15 protein-coding genes are annotated in these 17,081 nt (G+C 72.3%); 9 read left to right on the top strand and 6 right to left on the bottom strand.

The genetic code is table 11. The annotated features are described in order from the left end of the window. Nucleotides 1–46: 46 nt before the first annotated feature. Nucleotides 47–1,372 (bottom strand): DUF2252 domain-containing protein, encoded by a 1,326-nt coding sequence (locus tag ABT034_RS09815; RefSeq protein ID WP_351213160.1) that lies wholly within the window; start codon nt 1,370–1,372, stop codon nt 47–49. 177 nt (nt 1,373–1,549) lie between these two features. Between ABT034_RS09815 and dnaE the strand changes: the two genes are divergently transcribed. Continuing rightward, a complete protein-coding gene (gene dnaE / locus ABT034_RS09810; RefSeq protein ID WP_351213158.1) occupies nt 1,550–5,089 on the top strand; it encodes a DNA polymerase III subunit alpha in 3,540 nt (1,179 codons plus the stop codon). 70 nt (nt 5,090–5,159) lie between these two features. Here the strand turns inward: dnaE and ABT034_RS09805 are convergent, their stop codons facing one another. Continuing rightward, complete coding sequence (locus tag ABT034_RS09805; protein ID WP_351213156.1) at nt 5,160–5,333, bottom strand: hypothetical protein; 174 nt, start codon at nt 5,331–5,333, stop codon at nt 5,160–5,162. Between the two features lie 224 nt (nt 5,334–5,557). On the opposite strand from ABT034_RS09805, the gene ABT034_RS09800 reads away from it, so the two are divergent. From ABT034_RS09800 to ABT034_RS09780, 5 genes are read left to right on the top strand one after another with little or no spacing between them, the layout of a single operon-like run. Next, entirely contained in the window at nt 5,558–6,964 is a 1,407-nt protein-coding gene (locus ABT034_RS09800; protein WP_351213242.1) for an NYN domain-containing protein, read from the top strand. Nucleotides 6,965–6,975: 11 nt separating this feature from the next. After that, complete coding sequence (locus tag ABT034_RS09795) at nt 6,976–7,956, top strand: ABC transporter ATP-binding protein (protein WP_351213154.1); 981 nt, start codon at nt 6,976–6,978, stop codon at nt 7,954–7,956. Then, the gene (locus ABT034_RS09790) at nt 7,953–8,309 is read left to right on the top strand and encodes a hypothetical protein (protein ID WP_351213152.1); all 357 of its coding nucleotides are present in this window, start codon (nt 7,953–7,955) and stop codon (nt 8,307–8,309) included. The genes ABT034_RS09795 and ABT034_RS09790 overlap by 4 nt, the downstream gene beginning before the upstream one ends. Next, a complete protein-coding gene (locus ABT034_RS09785; RefSeq protein ID WP_502972856.1) occupies nt 8,306–9,139 on the top strand; it encodes an ABC transporter permease in 834 nt (277 codons plus the stop codon). Before ABT034_RS09790 ends, ABT034_RS09785 begins: the two co-directional genes overlap by 4 nt. A 34-nt stretch (nt 9,140–9,173) precedes the next feature. Next, complete coding sequence (locus tag ABT034_RS09780; RefSeq protein WP_351213150.1) at nt 9,174–9,791, top strand: DUF2567 domain-containing protein; 618 nt, start codon at nt 9,174–9,176, stop codon at nt 9,789–9,791. 42 nt (nt 9,792–9,833) lie between these two features. Here ABT034_RS09780 and ybaK read toward each other — a convergent pair whose 3' ends face one another. From ybaK to ABT034_RS09760, 4 genes are all read right to left on the bottom strand, one after another. Next, nucleotides 9,834–10,331, bottom strand: a complete 498-nt coding sequence (gene ybaK, locus ABT034_RS09775) for a Cys-tRNA(Pro) deacylase (protein ID WP_351213148.1) — start codon at nt 10,329–10,331, stop codon at nt 9,834–9,836. 30 nt (nt 10,332–10,361) lie between these two features. Then, nucleotides 10,362–11,099: an LON peptidase substrate-binding domain-containing protein gene (locus tag ABT034_RS09770; protein ID WP_351213146.1), complete on the bottom strand. Its 738-nt coding sequence runs from the start codon at nt 11,097–11,099 to the stop codon at nt 10,362–10,364. 11 nt (nt 11,100–11,110) lie between these two features. Next, on the bottom strand, nt 11,111–12,163 hold the full coding sequence (locus tag ABT034_RS09765; protein ID WP_351213144.1) for a hypothetical protein: 1,053 nt from the start codon (nt 12,161–12,163) through the stop codon (nt 11,111–11,113). A gap of 76 nt (nt 12,164–12,239) precedes the next feature. Beyond that, a complete protein-coding gene (locus tag ABT034_RS09760) occupies nt 12,240–13,844 on the bottom strand; it encodes an oxidoreductase (protein WP_351213142.1) in 1,605 nt (534 codons plus the stop codon). A gap of 203 nt (nt 13,845–14,047) precedes the next feature. Between ABT034_RS09760 and hisD the strand changes: the two genes are divergently transcribed. Genes hisD through hisB form a run of 3 tightly spaced genes read left to right on the top strand, consistent with a single transcriptional unit; the run spans nt 14,048 to nt 17,081 of the window. Beyond that, on the top strand, nt 14,048–15,388 hold the full coding sequence (gene hisD / locus ABT034_RS09755) for a histidinol dehydrogenase (RefSeq protein WP_351213140.1): 1,341 nt from the start codon (nt 14,048–14,050) through the stop codon (nt 15,386–15,388). After that, nucleotides 15,385–16,491, top strand: coding sequence for a histidinol-phosphate transaminase (locus ABT034_RS09750; RefSeq protein WP_351213138.1), 1,107 nt, complete (start codon nt 15,385–15,387; stop codon nt 16,489–16,491). The genes hisD and ABT034_RS09750 overlap by 4 nt, the downstream gene beginning before the upstream one ends. Beyond that, entirely contained in the window at nt 16,488–17,081 is a 594-nt protein-coding gene (gene hisB / locus ABT034_RS09745) for an imidazoleglycerol-phosphate dehydratase HisB (RefSeq protein ID WP_351213136.1), read from the top strand. Before ABT034_RS09750 ends, hisB begins: the two co-directional genes overlap by 4 nt.

Genomic DNA, 17,081 nt, shown 5'->3' with positions numbered 1-17,081 from the left:
CCGTAAGACGTCCCTAAAGGCAGGCTGTGGATGCTCCCAGCGGTCCCTAGAGCCCCGGGATCCGGCCGTTGCGGAAGAGGTCCACGAAGATCTGGTGGTCGGTCCGCGCCCGCGCCCCGTAGCTGTGCGCGAAGTCCACCAGGAGGTCCGCGAACCCCTCCTCGTCGGCGGCGATCGCCGCGTCGATGGCCCGCTCCGTCGAGAACGGCACGAGCGAGTGGCCGCTGGAGTCGTCCGCCGCCGCGTGCATGGTCGCCGTCGCCCGGCCCAGGTCCGCGACGGTCGCGGCGATCTCGTCCAGGTCGTCGATGTCCGACCAGTCCAGGTCCACCGCGTACGGCGACACCTCCGCGACCAGCTGCCCGGAGCCGTCGAGCTCCGTCCAACCCAGCCACGGGTCGGCGTGCGCCTGGAGCGCCCGCTGCGAGATCACGGTGCGGTGCCCCTCGTGCCGGAAGTACTCCCGGACCGCCGCGTCCGTCACATGGCGGGAGACCGCCGGGGTCTGCGCCTGCTTCAGGTAGATCACGACGTCGTTCTCCAGGGCGTCGCTGTTGCCTTCGAGCAGGATGTTGTACGAGGGGAGGCCGGCCGAGCCGATGCCGATCCCGCGCCGCCCGACCACGTCCTTGACCCGGTACGAGTCGGGGCGGGCCAGGCTGGACTCCGGCAGCGTCTCCAGGTAGCCGTCGAAGGCCGCCAGGACCTTGTACCGGCCGGCCGCGTCCAGCTCGATCGCGCCCCCGCCGCCGGAGAAGCGGCGCTCGAAGTCCCGGATCTCCGTCATCGAGTCGAGCAGCCCGAACCGGGTCATGGCGCGGGCGTCGCGCAGCGCGCCGAGCAGCGCTCCCTCGGCCGTGTCGAGCGTGAACGGCGGCAGCTCGTCGTTCTTCGCGCCGGTCGCGAGGGAGTGGATCCGCTCCCGGTACGAGGCCGCGTAGATCCGGACCAGGTGGGTGATCTGCTCGTCGCTGAGCGCCTTCCCGTACCCGAGGAGCGCGAGGGAGGCCGCGAGTCGCTTGAGGTCCCAGGTGAAGGGGCCGACGTACGCCTCGTCGAAGTCGTTGACGTTGAAGATCAGCCGGCCGGTGGCGTCCATGTAGGTGCCGAAGTTCTCGGCGTGCAGATCGCCGTGGATCCAGACCCGGCCGGTGCGCTCGTCCAGGTAGGGGCCGCCGTGTGCCTCCCGCTCCAGGTCCGAGTAGAAGAGGCAGGCCGTGCCCCGGTAGAAGGCGAAGGCGGATCCGGCCATCTTCCGGAACTTGACGCGGAAGGCCGCCGGGTCGGCGGCGAGGAGCTCGCCGAAGGCGGTGTCGAAGACGGCGAGGATGTGCTCACCGCGCTCGGCGGCGGTGGGCTGGGGGACCGACATTCGAGGTGCCTCCTGGTACCGGACGTGCTGACAGGCCGTTCATGACAAATGGGACAGGTGTTCCCTGCCTCTCAACGCGCGACCCCCGCCGTGAGTGCCCCTCGGCTGTCACTCGCCCGACGTAGACTTCCACGGTCCCCCCAGCCACCCCTGTGACCGCTACGGAGACCCCTCGCCGTGACCAAGCCGCCCTTCACGCACCTCCACGTCCACACCCAGTACTCGCTGCTGGACGGTGCCGCGCGGCTCAAGGACATGTTCAACGCGTGCAACGAGATGGGCATGACCCATATCGCCATGTCCGACCACGGCAACCTGCACGGGGCGTACGACTTCTTCCACTCGGCGAAGAAGGCCGGGGTCACGCCGATCATCGGCATCGAGGCGTACGTCGCCCCCGAGTCCCGGCGCAACAAGCGGAAGATCCAGTGGGGCCAGCCGCACCAGAAGCGGGACGACGTCTCCGGTTCCGGTGGCTACACCCACAAGACGATCTGGGCGGCGAACGCCACGGGACTGCACAACCTCTTCAAGCTCTCCTCCGACGCGTACGCCGAGGGCTGGCTGCAGAAGTGGCCCCGGATGGACAAGGAGACCATCTCGAAGTGGTCGGAGGGGCTCATCGCCTCCACCGGCTGCCCCTCCGGAGAGCTCCAGACCCGGCTCCGCCTCGGCCAGTTCGACGAGGCCCTCAAGTCGGCCTCCGAGTACCAGGACATCTTCGGCAAGGAGCGGTACTTCCTGGAGCTGATGGACCACGGCATCGAGATCGAGCGCCGGGTCCGCGACGGGCTCCTGGAGATCGGCAAGAAGCTCGGCATCCCGCCGCTGGTCACCAACGACTCGCACTACACGTACGCGCACGAGTCGACCGCGCACGACGCCCTGCTCTGCATCCAGACCGGCAAGAACCTCTCCGACCCGGACCGCTTCCGCTTCGACGGCACCGGCTACTACCTCAAGTCCACGGACGAGATGTACGCGATCGACTCCTCGGACGCCTGGCAGGAGGGCTGCCGCAACACCCTCCTGGTCGCCGAGCAGGTCTCCACCGACGGCATGTTCGTCGAGAAGAACCTGATGCCGAAGTTCGACATCCCGGAGGGGTACACCGAGGTCACCTGGTTCCGCGAGGAGACCATGCGCGGCATGGCCCGCCGCTTCCCCGGCGGCATCCCCGAGGACCGCATGAAGCAGGTCGAGTACGAGATGGACACGATCATCTCGATGGGCTTCCCCGGCTACTTCCTCGTCGTCGCCGACTTCATCATGTGGGCGAAGAAGCAGGGCATCGCGGTCGGCCCCGGCCGAGGCTCAGCGGCCGGTTCGATCGTCGCGTACGCCATGGGCATCACCGACCTCGACCCGATCCCGCACGGCCTGATCTTCGAGCGCTTCCTCAACCCCGAGCGCATCTCGATGCCCGATGTCGACATCGACTTCGACGAGCGCAGGCGCGTCGAGGTGATCCGGTACGTGACGGAGAAGTACGGCTCCGACAAGGTCGCCATGATCGGCACGTACGGCAAGATCAAGGCGAAGAACGCGATCAAGGACTCCGCGCGCGTCCTCGGCTACCCGTACGCCATGGGCGACCGGCTCACCAAGGCCATGCCCGCCGACGTCCTCGGCAAGGGCATCGACCTCAACGGCATCACCGACCCCTCGCACCCGCGCTACAGCGAGGCCGGCGAGATCCGCGCGATGTACGAGAACGAGCCGGACGTCAAGAAGGTCATCGACACCGCCCGGGGCGTCGAGGGCCTGGTCCGCCAGATGGGCGTCCACGCGGCCGGCGTGATCATGTCCAGCGAGCCGATCGTCGACCACGCGCCGATCTGGGTCCGGCACACCGACGGCGTCACCATCACGCAGTGGGACTACCCCCAGTGCGAGTCGCTCGGCCTGCTCAAGATGGACTTCCTCGGCCTGCGGAACCTCACCATCATGGACGACGCCGTCAAGATGGTGAAGGCCAACAAGGGCATCGACCTCGACCTGCTCGCCCTGCCGCTCGACGACCCGAAGACCTTCGAACTGCTCCAGCGCGGTGACACCCTCGGCGTCTTCCAGTTCGACGGCGGGCCCATGCGCTCGCTGCTCCGGCTGATGAAGCCCGACAACTTCGAAGACATCTCCGCCGTGTCCGCCCTGTACCGGCCGGGCCCGATGGGCATGAACTCGCACACCAACTACGCCCTGCGCAAGAACGGCCAGCAGGAGATCACCCCGATCCACCCCGAGCTGGAGAAGCCGCTCGAAGAGGTGCTCGCGGTCACCTACGGCCTCATCGTGTACCAGGAGCAGGTGCAGAAGGCCGCCCAGATCATCGCCGGCTACTCGCTCGGCGAGGCCGACATCCTCCGCCGCGTGATGGGCAAGAAGAAGCCCGAGGAGCTGGCGAAGAACTTCGTCATCTTCGAGGCCGGCGCCAAGAGCAAGGGCTTCAGCGACGAGGCCATCAAGGCGCTGTGGGACGTCCTGGTCCCCTTCGCCGGCTACGCCTTCAACAAGGCCCACTCGGCCGCGTACGGCCTGGTCTCCTACTGGACCGCCTACCTCAAGGCCAACCACCCCGCCGAGTACATGGCCGGACTGCTCACCTCGGTCAAGGACGACAAGGACAAGTCCGCGGTCTACCTCAACGAGTGCCGCCGGATGGGCATCAAGGTGCTGCCGCCCAACGTGAACGAGTCCGAGTCGAACTTCGCCGCCCAGGGCGACGACGTGATCCTCTTCGGCCTCTCCGCCGTCCGCAACGTCGGCACCAACGTCGTCGAGTCGATCATCAAGTCGCGCAAGGCGAAGGGGAAGTACTCCTCCTTCCCGGACTTCCTCGACAAGGTCGAGGCCGTCGTCTGCAACAAGCGGACCATCGAGTCGCTGATCAAGGCCGGCGCCTTCGACGAGATGGGCCACACCCGCAAGGGCCTGGTCGCCCACCACGAACCGATGATCGACAACGTGGTGGCGGTCAAGCGCAAGGAGGCCGAGGGACAGTTCGACCTCTTCGGCGGCATGGGCGACGAGGCGACCGACGAGCCAGGCTTCGGCCTCGACGTCGAGTTCTCCGACGTCGAGTGGGAGAAGTCGTACCTGCTCGCCCAGGAGCGCGAGATGCTCGGCCTGTACGTCTCCGACCACCCGCTCTTCGGCATCGAGCACGTCCTGTCCGACAAGACGGACGCGGCGATCTCCCAGCTCACCGGCGGCGAGCACTCCGACGGCGCGGTCGTCACCATCGGCGGCATCATCTCGGGCCTCCAGCGCAAGATGACCAAGCAGGGCAACGCCTGGGCGATCGCCACCGTCGAGGACCTGGCCGGCTCCATCGAGTGCATGTTCTTCCCGGCCACGTACCAGCTGGTCTCCACCCAGCTCGTCGAGGACACCGTCGTCTTCGTCAAGGGACGGCTCGACAAGCGCGAGGACGTGCCCCGCCTGGTCGCGATGGAGCTGATGGTCCCCGACCTGTCGAACGCCGGGACGAACGCGCCGGTGATCCTCACCATCCCCACCGTCAAGGTGACCCCGCCGATGGTCACCCGGCTCGGCGAGATCCTCGGCCACCACAAGGGCAACACCGAGGTACGGATCAAGCTCCAGGGCCCCCGGAAGACGACCGTGCTCCGCCTCGACCGGCACCGGGTGACGGCCGACCCGGCGCTCTTCGGTGACCTGAAGGTGCTGCTCGGCCCGTCCTGCCTGGCGGGCTAGCCCCTCCCGGCCATGCGCAAGGGGCGCGCCCGTCGTCACGGGCGCGCCCCTTTGCCGTACGCGGAAACCGTCAGTTGTGGCCGAAGCGCTTCTGACGTCCCTTGCGCGCCATGTCACCCGGGGTGACCTGGCTGGCGCGCTGCTCGGCCTGGGATTCCATCGACGAGCGCTGCGCGTCCTGGGCGCCGCGCTCGGCCTGCGACGGCTGCTTCTGACTGCGGCTCTGATTACGGTTCTTGGCCATGGGGATGCCTCCTCAAAGGGTCCTAGGGGCCAGGGCCGCTGTCAGACTCACATACCCGGTGAACTGCCGCATGTTGGATCATTACGGAGCGTAAGACCCCGAGGAACGTGACATCCGCCACGCCGATGATCCAGTTCCGACCGTCGAGCCCCCGGCCTTCGGGCAGACTCGAAGGAAATCCGAAGCAACTCCGATCCCGAGGTTCCCGAAAGAGGGTGGAACACGTGGACCGCTGCGTCGTCCTGGTGGACGCCGGCTACCTGCTGGGCGCCGCCGCCAGTCTCCTCGCCGGGGAACCGGCCCGCTCCCGGATCACCGTCGACCACTCCGGCCTCATCCAGCAGCTGCGCCAGCGCGCCGAGAGCGAGACCGCGCTGCCCCTCCTGCGGATCTACTGGTTCGACGGCGCCCCCGACCGGGTGCCCCAGCCCGAGCACCGCCGCCTGCGGGTGATGCCCCGGGTCACCGTCCGGCTCGGCGCGCTGACCCGCAGCGAGGGACGGTGGGCCCAGAAGGGCGTCGACGCGGCCATGCACACCGAGCTGACCGAGCTCGCCAGGAACAGGGCCTGCTCCGACATCGTGCTCGTCACCGGCGACGGCGATCTGCTGCCCGGCCTGATGTCCGCCAAGGAGCACGGCGTCGCCGTCCACCTCTGGGCCGTGCAGGCCGCCGACGGCGACTACAACCAGTCCGAGGACCTGGTCGCCGAGGCCGACGAACGCCGGGTCCTGGACCGGGCCTGGATCACCCGGGCGGTCCGCGCCAAGGACCTCTCCGGCATCTGCTCGCCCCCGCCCGCCCCGCGCCCCGAGATCGCCGCCATCCTCTCCGCGCCGCTGCCGGAGGCCGCCCTCGCCGCCTCCGCCGGACGGGCCGCCGAAGCGGCGGGGGCCACCGCCGGGGACCCCGGCGCCCCCGGGGAGGCCACCACCACCCACGGCAACGGCAGCAACGGCCACGTCCACCACGGCAACGGCCACGCGCACGCCGGCGACCACGGCGACGACCACGGCAGCGGCCACGGCAGCGGTCCTCGCACCGGCCACGGCAGCGGCCACCTCCGGGACGACGACCACGGCCAGGGATCGGGCGCCCCCGCCCCCGCCGCGGGCAAGGGCGTCCCCACCCCCAAGGACCTCGCGGCACTGCGCGCCCCCGGCACGGGCGTCCCCGCGTCGCAGGGCTCGAGCGCGCTCCGCTGGTCCTCCGACCGGGGCTGGGTCGAGCGCCCCGCCCCCGCGCTCGGCGAACCGGCCGAGACCGCCTCCCTGCCGACCCTCGCCACCCTCACCAGCGCCGAGCAGCGCTGGGCGGACCGCGAGGAGGACATCACCACCGTGGGCGGCGACCCGTTCGAGGTCGGGCAGGTGTTCGCCCGCCGGTGGATGGAACGGCTCCCCGAGCAGAGCCACGTCCAGAAGCTGTCCACCCTCTACCCCCGCATCCCGCACCGGATCGACGGCGAACTCCTCCGCTACGCCGCCCGGTTCGGCCTCCTCGCCCATAAGGACGACCAGATCGACGAGCACGACCGGTACGCGATCCGGGCGGGATTCTGGCGCGAGATCGACGTCCGGGCCGCCACCGAACACGCCCCCGCCCCCGGAGCGGGCCCGGCGACCCCGTAGGCTCTTGCCCCGTGAGTACGGTGTGCGTGGTGCGGGATCTGGTCAAGACGTACCCCGCCACGCGCGGCAGGCGCGGTGCGCCCGCGACACCCGAGGTGCGGGCCACCGACGGGATCAGTCTCGACGTGCGCGGCGGTGAGATCTTCGGCCTGCTCGGCCCCAACGGAGCCGGCAAGTCCACCCTCGTCCGCCAGCTCACCGGGCTCATGCGCCCCGACTCCGGCACGGTCGAGCTCCTCGGCCACGACCTGGTCCGCCACCCCGAGCGGGCCGCCCGCCTCCTCGCGTACCTCGGCCAGGAGTCCACCGCCCTCGACGAGCTGACCGTCGCCCTCGCCGCCGAGACCACCGGCCGGCTGCGCGGCCTCACCGCCCACGACGCACGCGCCGAGCGCGACGCCGTCCTGGCGGAGCTCGGCCTCGGGGAGCTGGCCTCCCGGCCCCTCAGAAAGCTCTCCGGCGGACAGCGCAGGCTCGCCTGCTTCGCCACCGCGCTCGTCGGGCGGCGCCCCGTCCTCGTCCTCGACGAGCCCACCACCGGCATGGACCCCGTCGCCCGCCGCGCCGTCTGGGCGGCCGTCGACCGGCGGCGGGCCGAACACGGCACCACCGTGCTGCTCGTCACCCACAACGTCATCGAGGCCGAGACCGTGCTCGACCGGGTCGCCGTCCTCGAACACGGCAGGGTCATCGCCTGCGACACCCCCGCCGGACTCAAGGAACGCGTCGCCGGCGAGGTCCGCGTCGAACTGATGTGGCGCGAGTCGGCCCCGCTGCACCTGCCCGAGGTCGCCGCGCTGCGCGCGCTCGCGCAGGAGACCGGGCGGCGCTGGGCCCTCCGGCTCGCCCCCGACGCGGCCCGCGCGGCCGTCGCCACCGTCACCGGCGGGGCCGCCTTCGCCGCACTCGACGACTTCACCCTGGCCACGCCCAGCCTGGAGGACGTGTACCTGGCACTGGGCGGCGCGACGGAGGGGCTGGTGAAGGCGTGACGCGCTCCGTACCCCTCCGCGTCACCCACGTCCCGCGCGGCCCCCGTTTCGTCTCCGGCGCCCGGCGTGGCCCCCGTTTCGTCGCCGCCGACCCGCGTGGCCTCCGCTTCGTCGCCGCTGACCCGCGTGGCCCCCGCTTCGTCGCCGCCGACCCGCGTGGCCCCCGCTTCGTCGCCGCCGACCCGCGTGGCCTCCGCTTCGTCTCCGGCGCCCGGCGTGGCCCCCGCTTCGTCTCCGGCGCCCGGCGTGGCCCCCGCTTCGTCTCCGGCGCCCCGCGTGGCCCCCGCTTCGTCTCCCACGTCCCCCGTGGCCCCCGTGTTCCGTACGTGACCGTCAGGAGCTGTACGCAGTGAGCACCGTGCCCGCCGAGGCCCTGCCGACCGGCGCGCCTTCCGTCCGGGGCCCCGGCGCCACCGGGGACGCGGCCGCCGCGCCCCTCGCCCCGCGCGCCCGGCTGCTTCCGGCCATGGCCGCCGTCTACCGCGCGCAGCTCTCCCGGGCCCGGGTCGCCCGGATCCCGCTCCTCTTCGTCGCCACCTTCCAGTCCGTCGGGATCATGGTCCTGATGCGCGGGGTCGTCGACGGCGGCTCCGAGGCGCGCGCCGTCGTGGCCGGATCCACCGTCCTCGTCGTCGCCTTCGTCGCGCTCAACCTGCTCGCCCAGTACTTCGGGCAGCTGCGGGCCACCGGGGGCCTCGACCACTACGCCACCCTGCCCGTGCCGCCCGCCGCCGTCGTGCTCGGCGCCGCCGGCGCGTACGCCTCCTTCACCGTGCCCGGGACCGCCGTCACCGCCGTCGCCGGTTCCGTGCTCTTCGGGCTGCCGCTCGGCCACCTCTGGATCCTCGCCGCCGTCGTCCCGCTCGCCGGGGCGGCGCTCGCCGGACTCGGCGCGGCCCTCGGACTCCTCGCGCCCCGGCAGGAACTGGCCACCCTCCTCGGCCAGCTCGGCATGTCGGCGGCCCTGCTCCTCGGCGTCCTCCCGGCGGAGCGGCTCCCGGAGCCCATCGGCTGGGCACGGGACCTGCTGCCGTCGACGTACGGCGTGGAGGCCCTGGCCCGCACCTTCGAGCCGGACCCCGACTGGGCGGCCGTCGCCCTGGACCTCACCGTGTGCGGTGTGGTCGGTGTGGTCTCCCTCACCGTCGCCACCTGGGCGTACCGGCGGGCCGCCGTCCGCTGAGGCGGGACACAGGAGCACCTGGCACGATGGCGGGGTGACCGCACCTCTGACTCCGCCTCACCAGCCGCAGCCGCACGACCCCGACTGGCCGCCGCCCCCGCCGGCGCTCGGCCCGGAGGGGGACCCGATCACGGCGGCCGAGGTCGTCCGGGGCGTGCTGGTGACCCTCGTCTCCGCGGTCGCGGGGGCGCTGCTCGGAGTGCTGTGGCTGAACCTGGCGCCGCGCGTCCTGCTCATCTCGGACGGCAAGGGCATCTACCTCCGCAACTCCGAGGGGGAGGCGGCGATCGGCTCGGACGGTACGTTCGTGCTCCTCGCGCTGGCCTTCGGGGCGGTCGCCGGGCTCGTCGTCTTCCTGCTGCGCCGCAAGGGCGGTGTCCCGCTGGTGCTCGGCCTCGCGCTCGGCGGCGTCCTCGGCTCGCTGCTCGCCTGGGGCCTCGGGACGTACTTCGGGCCCACGCGGAACGTGATCGCCCACGCGAAGGCGGTCGGCCCGAACGTCGCCTTCGAGGCACCGCTCGAACTGAACCTGGCGGCCGCCGCGATGCTGGCCTGGCCGCTCGCCGCGATGATCACGCACCTGGCGCTCACGGCCCTGTTCGGGCCGCGCGACCCGGAACCGGAGCCGTGGGACCGGCCGAAGGCGTACTGAACCACCCGCGCGGCCCGGGGGAGGGCCGCGCCGGAACGACCGTCAGGCGCGGCCGATCGGGGCCACGACCGCCGAGGTGAGGGCGGCCAGGTCCGCGGGGGAGAGCTCCACCTCAAGGCCGCGGCGGCCCGCCGACACGCAGATGGACGCGTGGTCCGAGGCCGAGGCGTCGAGGACCGTACGGAGCCGCTTGCGCTGGCCAAGCGGGGAGATGCCGCCCCGGACATAGCCCGTGGTGCGCTCCGCAGCCGCCGGGTCCGCCATCGCCGCCCGCTTCCCGCCGACCGCCGAGGCCAGCGCCTTCAGGTCGAGCTGGCCGGCCACCGGCACCACCGCGACCGTCAGCTCGCCGTCGACGTCCGCCACCAGCGTCTTGAAGACCCGGTCGGGAGACACCCCGAGGGCCACCGCCGCCTCCTCGCCGTACGAGGGGGAGGCCGGGTCGTGCTCGTACGCGTGCAGGGTGAACGGGGTGCCGGCCGCCGCCAGGGCCACCGTCGCCGGGGTGCCCCCGTTGTTCTTCTTCTGCTTCTTCGCCACGCGCTCTTCCCTGGGCTGGGCTCGGTCGGTTCAGTTCGGGTACGTCGGTGCCTGCGTCAGGTCCACCGCCGGCAGCGACGGCAGGTGCCGCAGCACGGCCGTCTCCGCGCGCAGCAGCGTCAGCTCCTCGCGCAGCCGGGTCGCGGTGTCCGGGGCCTGGAGCAGCCGCTGCTTCGAGGGCGTGTCCAGGATCGCCGCCGCCGCCACCAGGTACGACACCACCGAGGGGTCGTCCGGCAGCTCGCTCGTCGTCAGCGAACGCTCGCGGGCCCCCGCGAGCCGCTTCTGGTAGCTCCGGAAGGCCCGCAGCACCCCCTCGGAGAGGGTGCCGGCCTCCTCGCCCTGCTCCTCCGGGATCTCCTCGACCTCGGCGACGAGGAACGGCCCGCTCGCGTCGACCGACAGCAGCTTCACCCGGGTCGTGCCGGTGGCCATCACCTCGAAGCTGCCGTCCGAGCGCTCCCTGATCGAGGCGGCGTCGGCGACACAGCCGACCCGGTGGAAGGCCTGGACGGGGTCGGAGCCGAAGCCCGCGGCCGGGCCCTTCTCCGGCAGCGCCGTCGGGTCCGGCATGCCGGGAGCCGTCGGCGCGACCTCGCGGCCGTCGCGGATGGCGACGACGGCGAAGCGGCGCGGCTCCGAGTCGTCGATCGCGAGCAGCTCACGCATCATGGCGCGATAACGCTCCTCGAAGACGTTCAGCGGCAGCACGAGGCCAGGGAACAGCACCGCGTTGAGCGGGAAGAGAGGCAGGCGAGCGGTGGTCACAGCGGCCAAGCCTAATGGCCGCGGGGCCCGCCCCGTCCGGCCCGTCCATGTCCGGTGCCCCACAGCGGCGTCCGGCGGGCCAGCTCCCCCCGGACCCGCTCCCGCGCGGCGAGGAAGCGGCGCAGGGGATCCTCCCGTACGGCGCCCCGACCCGCCCCCTTCGCGGCGCCCCACGGGAACGAGGTCGCGTGGACCCCGATCCGGTCGAACTCTTCCCGCGCCTCCTCCCACCGCGCGCGCTCGACCAGCACGTACGCGAGCAGGTTGCGGACCTCCGCCGGCCACGGGTCGCCCGTCGGGAAGGACGCCGAGAGGGCCAGGGCGCGGTCCGCCGCCCGGTCGATCCGCGGCTCCGGTACGGCCGGGTCCCGGTGCGACGGCACTCGGAGCCGGTCGTAGGCCGCGCGGACCGGCAAGGCCCGCACGAGCGAGCCCGGGGCGGCGTCGTCGGCCGCCTGCTCGGCGAAGTCGAAGGCGGCGCGGTGCGAGCCGTACCACTGCGCGGAGAGGTACTTGAGCGCCGCGACATGGCAGCCGTAGTGGTGCGGGGAGCGGCGCACGGCCTGCTCCCAGAGCGACTCGAAGACGGTGTGCCCGGCATGCGCCCCGCGCGCGTGGTCCAGGGCGAGCCGCCACGGCACCGGGTCGTGCGGGGCCGTCTCGGCGACCGCCTCGATCAGCGGGCCGAGCTCGCGCAGCCGCTCGGCCCGCGCGGGGGAGGCCCAGGCCCTGCGGACGGCGAGCTGCGCCGTGACGAGCAGGGCGTCGGGGTCGCCGGGCGCGACGGAGAGCCAGTGGGTCAGCCAGTCGCCCCTGCTGTACGCGAAGGTGGCGAGCCGGGTGACGTACCGGTCGCGGTCCTCCCACTCGCCCGCGTCCCGGGTGGTGGCGAGCAGTTTCGCGGCGGGCTCCGGATCGGCCAGGGCGGCGGCGACCAGGGCGGGGGCGAGCCGCTCGTCCGGGGCGTCGAGCAGCACGTCGTCGTCCGGGACGAACCCGGCGGCGAGCCGCGGGGCGTGCCGGGCCGAGCGGGCGGCGCCGATCAGGACACGGAGCAAGGACATGGTGTGACGTATTGTCCCCCGGCGCCCGCCGCCGGCGCAGCAGCCCTCACGCCCCGCTCACCAAACCTTCGCGGGCTCAGCCCCTGCTCAGGAGTCGGGTCGCGCCCGCCGCCACCGTCGTCGCCAGGATCCAGCCGAGCAGGATCAGCACCGCCGCCGCCCACTGCCAGATGCCTTCGAGCCGCCAGTAGCCGTCCTGGCCGAGGTTGATCACCGGGACCAGCAGGTCGAGGGCGTACAGCGTGCCGTTCCACTCGGGGGCCTCCTCCGCCTTCAGCGGGACCGGGCGGTAGCGGGAGAACGCCACCGTGCCCGCCGCCCACAGGACCGCCATCCACAGCGCGGCCCGCCCCGGCCGGTAGCCGTACGCCACGGTCCAGTCCTGGAGGTAGCCCCAGAGCTTGCCGGCCACCGGCAGGGTCTCGCGTCTGCGCCGCTGTTTGGCGAGCAGCACCTCGCGGGCGTCGGCGTCCTCCCCGCTGCCGCGCAGGACCGCCGCGAGCCGCTCGTACGGCTCGGGGGCGTACTCCGGGGTCGCCGCCGCCACCCACTCCAGGCGCCGGGACAGCGGGAAGTGCCCGTACGGCACGAGGTTCTCGTAGACGAAGCCGCCCATCGCGAGCCCGCCGGGGCCCGGCCAGCTGGTCGACAGGTCGATCAGGGTGACGACCTTGGCGCCGTTGAGCACGACCCGGCCCTCATCGGGCCGCTCGCCGTTGAACCTCAGCTCCGGGGTGACTATCCGGCGCAGCGAGACCTCCTCCCGGCGGGCCCCGTCCAGCAGGAACCGGGCGTGGTGCAGGTCCACCGCGTCACCGAAACGGCCGTCGTCGAGCCGTACCCCGCCGTGGAACTCCACCGGCTTGCGGTGCGCGTCCTGGGCGGGCGACACCCCGTACGGCGGGGTGGTCGTGGTGCTGCCCGAGAGCCCCGCGTCCTCGTACACCCAGGCCGCGTTCAGATAGAGCGAGCGCTCCACCGTCAGCTGCGGCGCGTTCAGCGCGCGGCGGCCCTGCGCGCCGCGCAGCACACTGCCCCGCAGGCTGAGCGAGACGCCGATCTTCGCCCCGCGCAGGCTCACCTCCCCGTGCGTCTCGATCAGCTCGGCCTGGAGGTCCTGGGCGACCACGAGCCCGTCCGCCGTGATGGCCCGCCCCCGCCGGTCCGGCCACACCTGGATCTGGTTCACCAGCAGGTCCGTGCCGATCTGCGCGTCGGTGAGCCGGATGCCCCACTTCACCCGGCAGCGCGGCAGGTGCAGGTCCCCCTCGGTGTGCAGCCGGGCGGCTTCCAGGCGCGGCAGCGCGCACTCGACCATCCGCAGCGTGCCGAAGCGCGCCTCGGGCAGCACCACCTCGTCGTCGAACCGGCAGCCGTGCAGCTCGACGTACGGCCCTATCGTCCCGCCCGCCAGGTCGAGCACGCCCGTGATCCGGACCCCGCGCAGCTTCAGCGCGGCCACCCGCCCCGATCTGGCCGGGGGTCCCGCGAGCAGCAGCAGTGCCACCACGTCGGCGCGGACACTCCGGTCCGGCCCCCACACCCACCCCCCGAACGGGTCGTCCCGCTCCGCGATCCCCTCCGTCAGATCACACGTCCTGCCGATACGGAACGCCCGCCACACGGCCCGCTCCGGGCCCGTGAGACCGTCCGGCATCCCGTCCTCGTGCGGCTCGGTCACTGCCGCCCCCCTCGCTCTCCACGATCCGCGCCCACGACTCCTCGATTCCGGTTCCAGGGATTCGTGGATTCGTACAGCCGTTCTTCCCTCTGAGTGACGGGCTGAACGCTAACGGTCAGGAGTGGCGACAAGACGCCAGTGTGGCGTGTATCAGCCAGTGATACGGGCGTCCGACGCTGTGGGCCGTCTGAGAGAATTGACCCGTGATCTCTCGAATCGATCTGCGCGGCGAGGCCCTCCCCGAGGGTTCCGCCCTGCGCGACCTGCTGCCCCGTGCCGAGTTCGACGTGGAAGCCGCCCTGGAGAAGGTGCGGCCGATCTGCGAGGACGTCCGGCATCATGGCGCCGCAGCGGTGATCGACTACGGGGAGAAGTTCGACGACGTCCGCGTCCCGAGCCTGCGCGTCCCCGCAGAGGCGATCAGCCGCGCCCTCGACGAGCTCGACCCGGCCGTCCGCGCCGCCCTCGAGGAGTCCATCCGGCGCACCCGCCTCGTCCACCGCGAGCAGCGCCGCACCACCCACACCACCCAGGTCGTCCCCGGCGGCACGGTCACCGAGAAGTGGATCCCGGTCGAGCGCGTCGGCCTGTACGTGCCGGGCGGCCGCGCGGTCTACCCGTCCTCCGTCGTGATGAACGTCGTCCCGGCCCAGGAGGCCGGGGTCGAGGGCGTGGCCCTCGCCTCGCCGCCGCAGAAGGAGTTCGGCGGACTCCCGCACCCGACGATCCTCGCCGCCTGCGCCCTCCTCGGCGTCGACGAGGTGTACGCCGCCGGCGGCGCCCAGGCCATCGCCATGTTCGCGTACGGCACGGAAGGCACCGCGGACGAGCCCGGCTGCGCCCCCGTCAACCTGGTCACCGGCCCCGGCAACATCTACGTGGCCGCGGCCAAGCGCCTCCTCAAGGGCCGTATCGGCATCGACGCCGAGGCCGGCCCCACCGAGATCGCGATCCTCGCGGACTCCACCGCCGACCCCGCGCACGTCGCCGCCGACCTGATCAGCCAGGCCGAGCACGACCCGATGGCCGCCTCCGTCCTCGTCACCGACTCGGACGAGCTCGCCGCCGCCACCGAGGCCGAACTGAAGACCCAGGTCGCCGCCTCCAAGCACGTCGACGACCGGATCGTCCCGGCCCTCGCCGGCCGCCAGTCCGCGATCGTCCTCGTCCGCGACCTCGCCGACGGCCTCAAGGTCGTCGACGCATACGGCGCCGAGCACCTGGAGATCCAGACCGCCGACGCCGCCGCCGTCGCCGACCGCGTGCGCAACGCGGGCGCGATCTTCGTCGGCCCCTGGGCGCCGGTCTCCCTCGGCGACTACTGCGCCGGCTCCAACCACGTCCTGCCCACCGGCGGCTGCGCCTGCCACTCCTCCGGCCTCTCCGTGCAGTCCTTCCTGCGCGGGGTGCACATCGTGGACTACACCCGCGACGCGCTCGCCGAGGTCGCCCACCACGTGGTGACCCTCGCCGAGGCCGAGGACCTGCCCGCGCACGGCGCGGCGATCAAGGCCCGTTTCGGCTGGAAGGTGCCGGCCAAGTGACCGGAATCGACGATCTCCCCGTCCGGGACGAGCTGCGCGGCAAGTCCCCCTACGGCGCGCCCCAGCTCGACGTCCCCGTCCAGCTGAACACCAACGAGAACCCCTACCCGCTGCCCGAGCCCCTGGTGGCCCGGATCGCGGAGCGGGTCGCCGAGGCCGCCCGCGGCCTCAACCGCTACCCCGACCGGGACGCGGTCGAGCTCCGCACCGAACTCGCCCGCTACCTGACCCGCACCGGCAAGCACCCCGTCGCCGTCGAGAACGTCTGGGCGGCCAACGGCTCCAACGAGGTCCTCCAGCAGCTGCTGCAGACCTTCGGCGGCCCCGGCCGTACCGCGATCGGCTTCGAGCCGTCGTACTCGATGCACGCCCTCATCGCCCGCGGCACCGGCACCGGCTGGATCTCCGGGCCGCGCGACGAGGACTTCACGATCGATGTGACGGCGGCGGAGAAGGCGATCGCCGAGCACCGGCCCGACGTCGTCTTCATCACCTCCCCCAACAACCCCACCGGCACCGCCGTCGCCGCCGACACCGTCCTCGCCCTGTACGAGGCGGCCCAGGCGGCCAAGCCCTCGATCGTGGTCGTCGACGAGGCGTACGTGGAGTTCAGCCACCGCGACTCGCTGCTGCCCCTCATCGAGGGCCGCCCGAACCTGGTGGTCTCCCGGACCATGTCCAAGGCCTTCGGCGCCGCCGGACTGCGCCTCGGCTACCTCGCCGCCCACCCCGCCGTGGTCGACGCCGTCCAGCTGGTCCGGCTTCCGTACCACCTCTCCGCCGTCACCCAGGCGACCGCGCTCGCCGCCCTCGAGCACACCGACACCCTCCTCGGGTACGTCGAGCAGCTCAAGGCCGAGCGCGACCGGCTCGTCACCGAGCTGCGCGCCATCGGCTACGAGGTCACCGACTCGGACGCCAACTTCGTGCAGTTCGGGAAGTTCCCCGACACCCACGCGGCCTGGCAGCGCATCCTCGACCGGGGCGTCCTGGTCCGGGACAACGGCGTACCGGGCTGGCTGCGGGTCACCGCCGGCACCCCCGAAGAGAACGACGCGTTCCTCGACGCGGTCCGTGAATTGATGAAGGAGCAGGAGCGATGAGCCGCGTAGGCCGTGTTGAGCGCACCACCAAGGAGACCTCCGTCGTCGTCGAGATCGACCTCGACGGCACCGGAAAGGTCGACGTGTCGACCGGGGTCGGCTTCTACGACCACATGCTCGACCAGCTCGGCCGGCACGGTCTGTTCGACCTGACCGTCAAGACCGACGGCGACCTCCACATCGACTCGCACCACACCATCGAGGACACCGCCCTCGCCCTCGGCGCCGCCTTCAAGCAGGCCCTCGGCGACAAGGTCGGCATCTACCGCTTCGGCAACTGCACCGTCCCGCTCGACGAGTCGCTCGCCCAGGTCACCGTCGACCTCTCCGGCCGCCCGTACCTCGTGCACACCGAGCCCGAGAACATGGCGCCGATGATCGGCTCGTACGACACGACGATGACCCGGCACATCTTCGAGTCCTTCGTCGCCCAGGCCCAGATCGCGCTGCACATCCACGTCCCGTACGGGCGCAACGCCCACCACATCGTGGAGTGCCAGTTCAAGGCCCTCGCCCGCGCCCTCCGCTACGCCTCCGAGCGCGACGTGCGCGCCGCCGGCATCCTCCCCTCCACGAAGGGCGCGCTCTAA

The organism is Streptomyces sp. NPDC002773, from assembly GCF_040295605.1.
Lineage (GTDB): Bacteria > Actinomycetota > Actinomycetes > Streptomycetales > Streptomycetaceae > Streptomyces.
This window is presented reverse-complemented; position numbering and strand designations above follow the sequence as displayed.

Bases quoted from the DNA above. Each gene is read 5' to 3' on its own strand.
- ABT034_RS09805 (WP_351213156.1), bottom strand. From the start codon at position 5,333: ATGGCCAAGAACCGTAATCAGAGCCGCAGTCAGAAGCAGCCGTCGCAG.
- hisB (WP_351213136.1), top strand. From the start codon at position 16,488: ATGAGCCGCGTAGGCCGTGTTGAGCGCACCACCAAGGAGACCTCCGTC.
- ABT034_RS09765 (WP_351213144.1), bottom strand. From the start codon at position 12,163: ATGTCCTTGCTCCGTGTCCTGATCGGCGCCGCCCGCTCGGCCCGGCAC.
- ABT034_RS09815 (WP_351213160.1), bottom strand. From the start codon at position 1,372: ATGTCGGTCCCCCAGCCCACCGCCGCCGAGCGCGGTGAGCACATCCTC.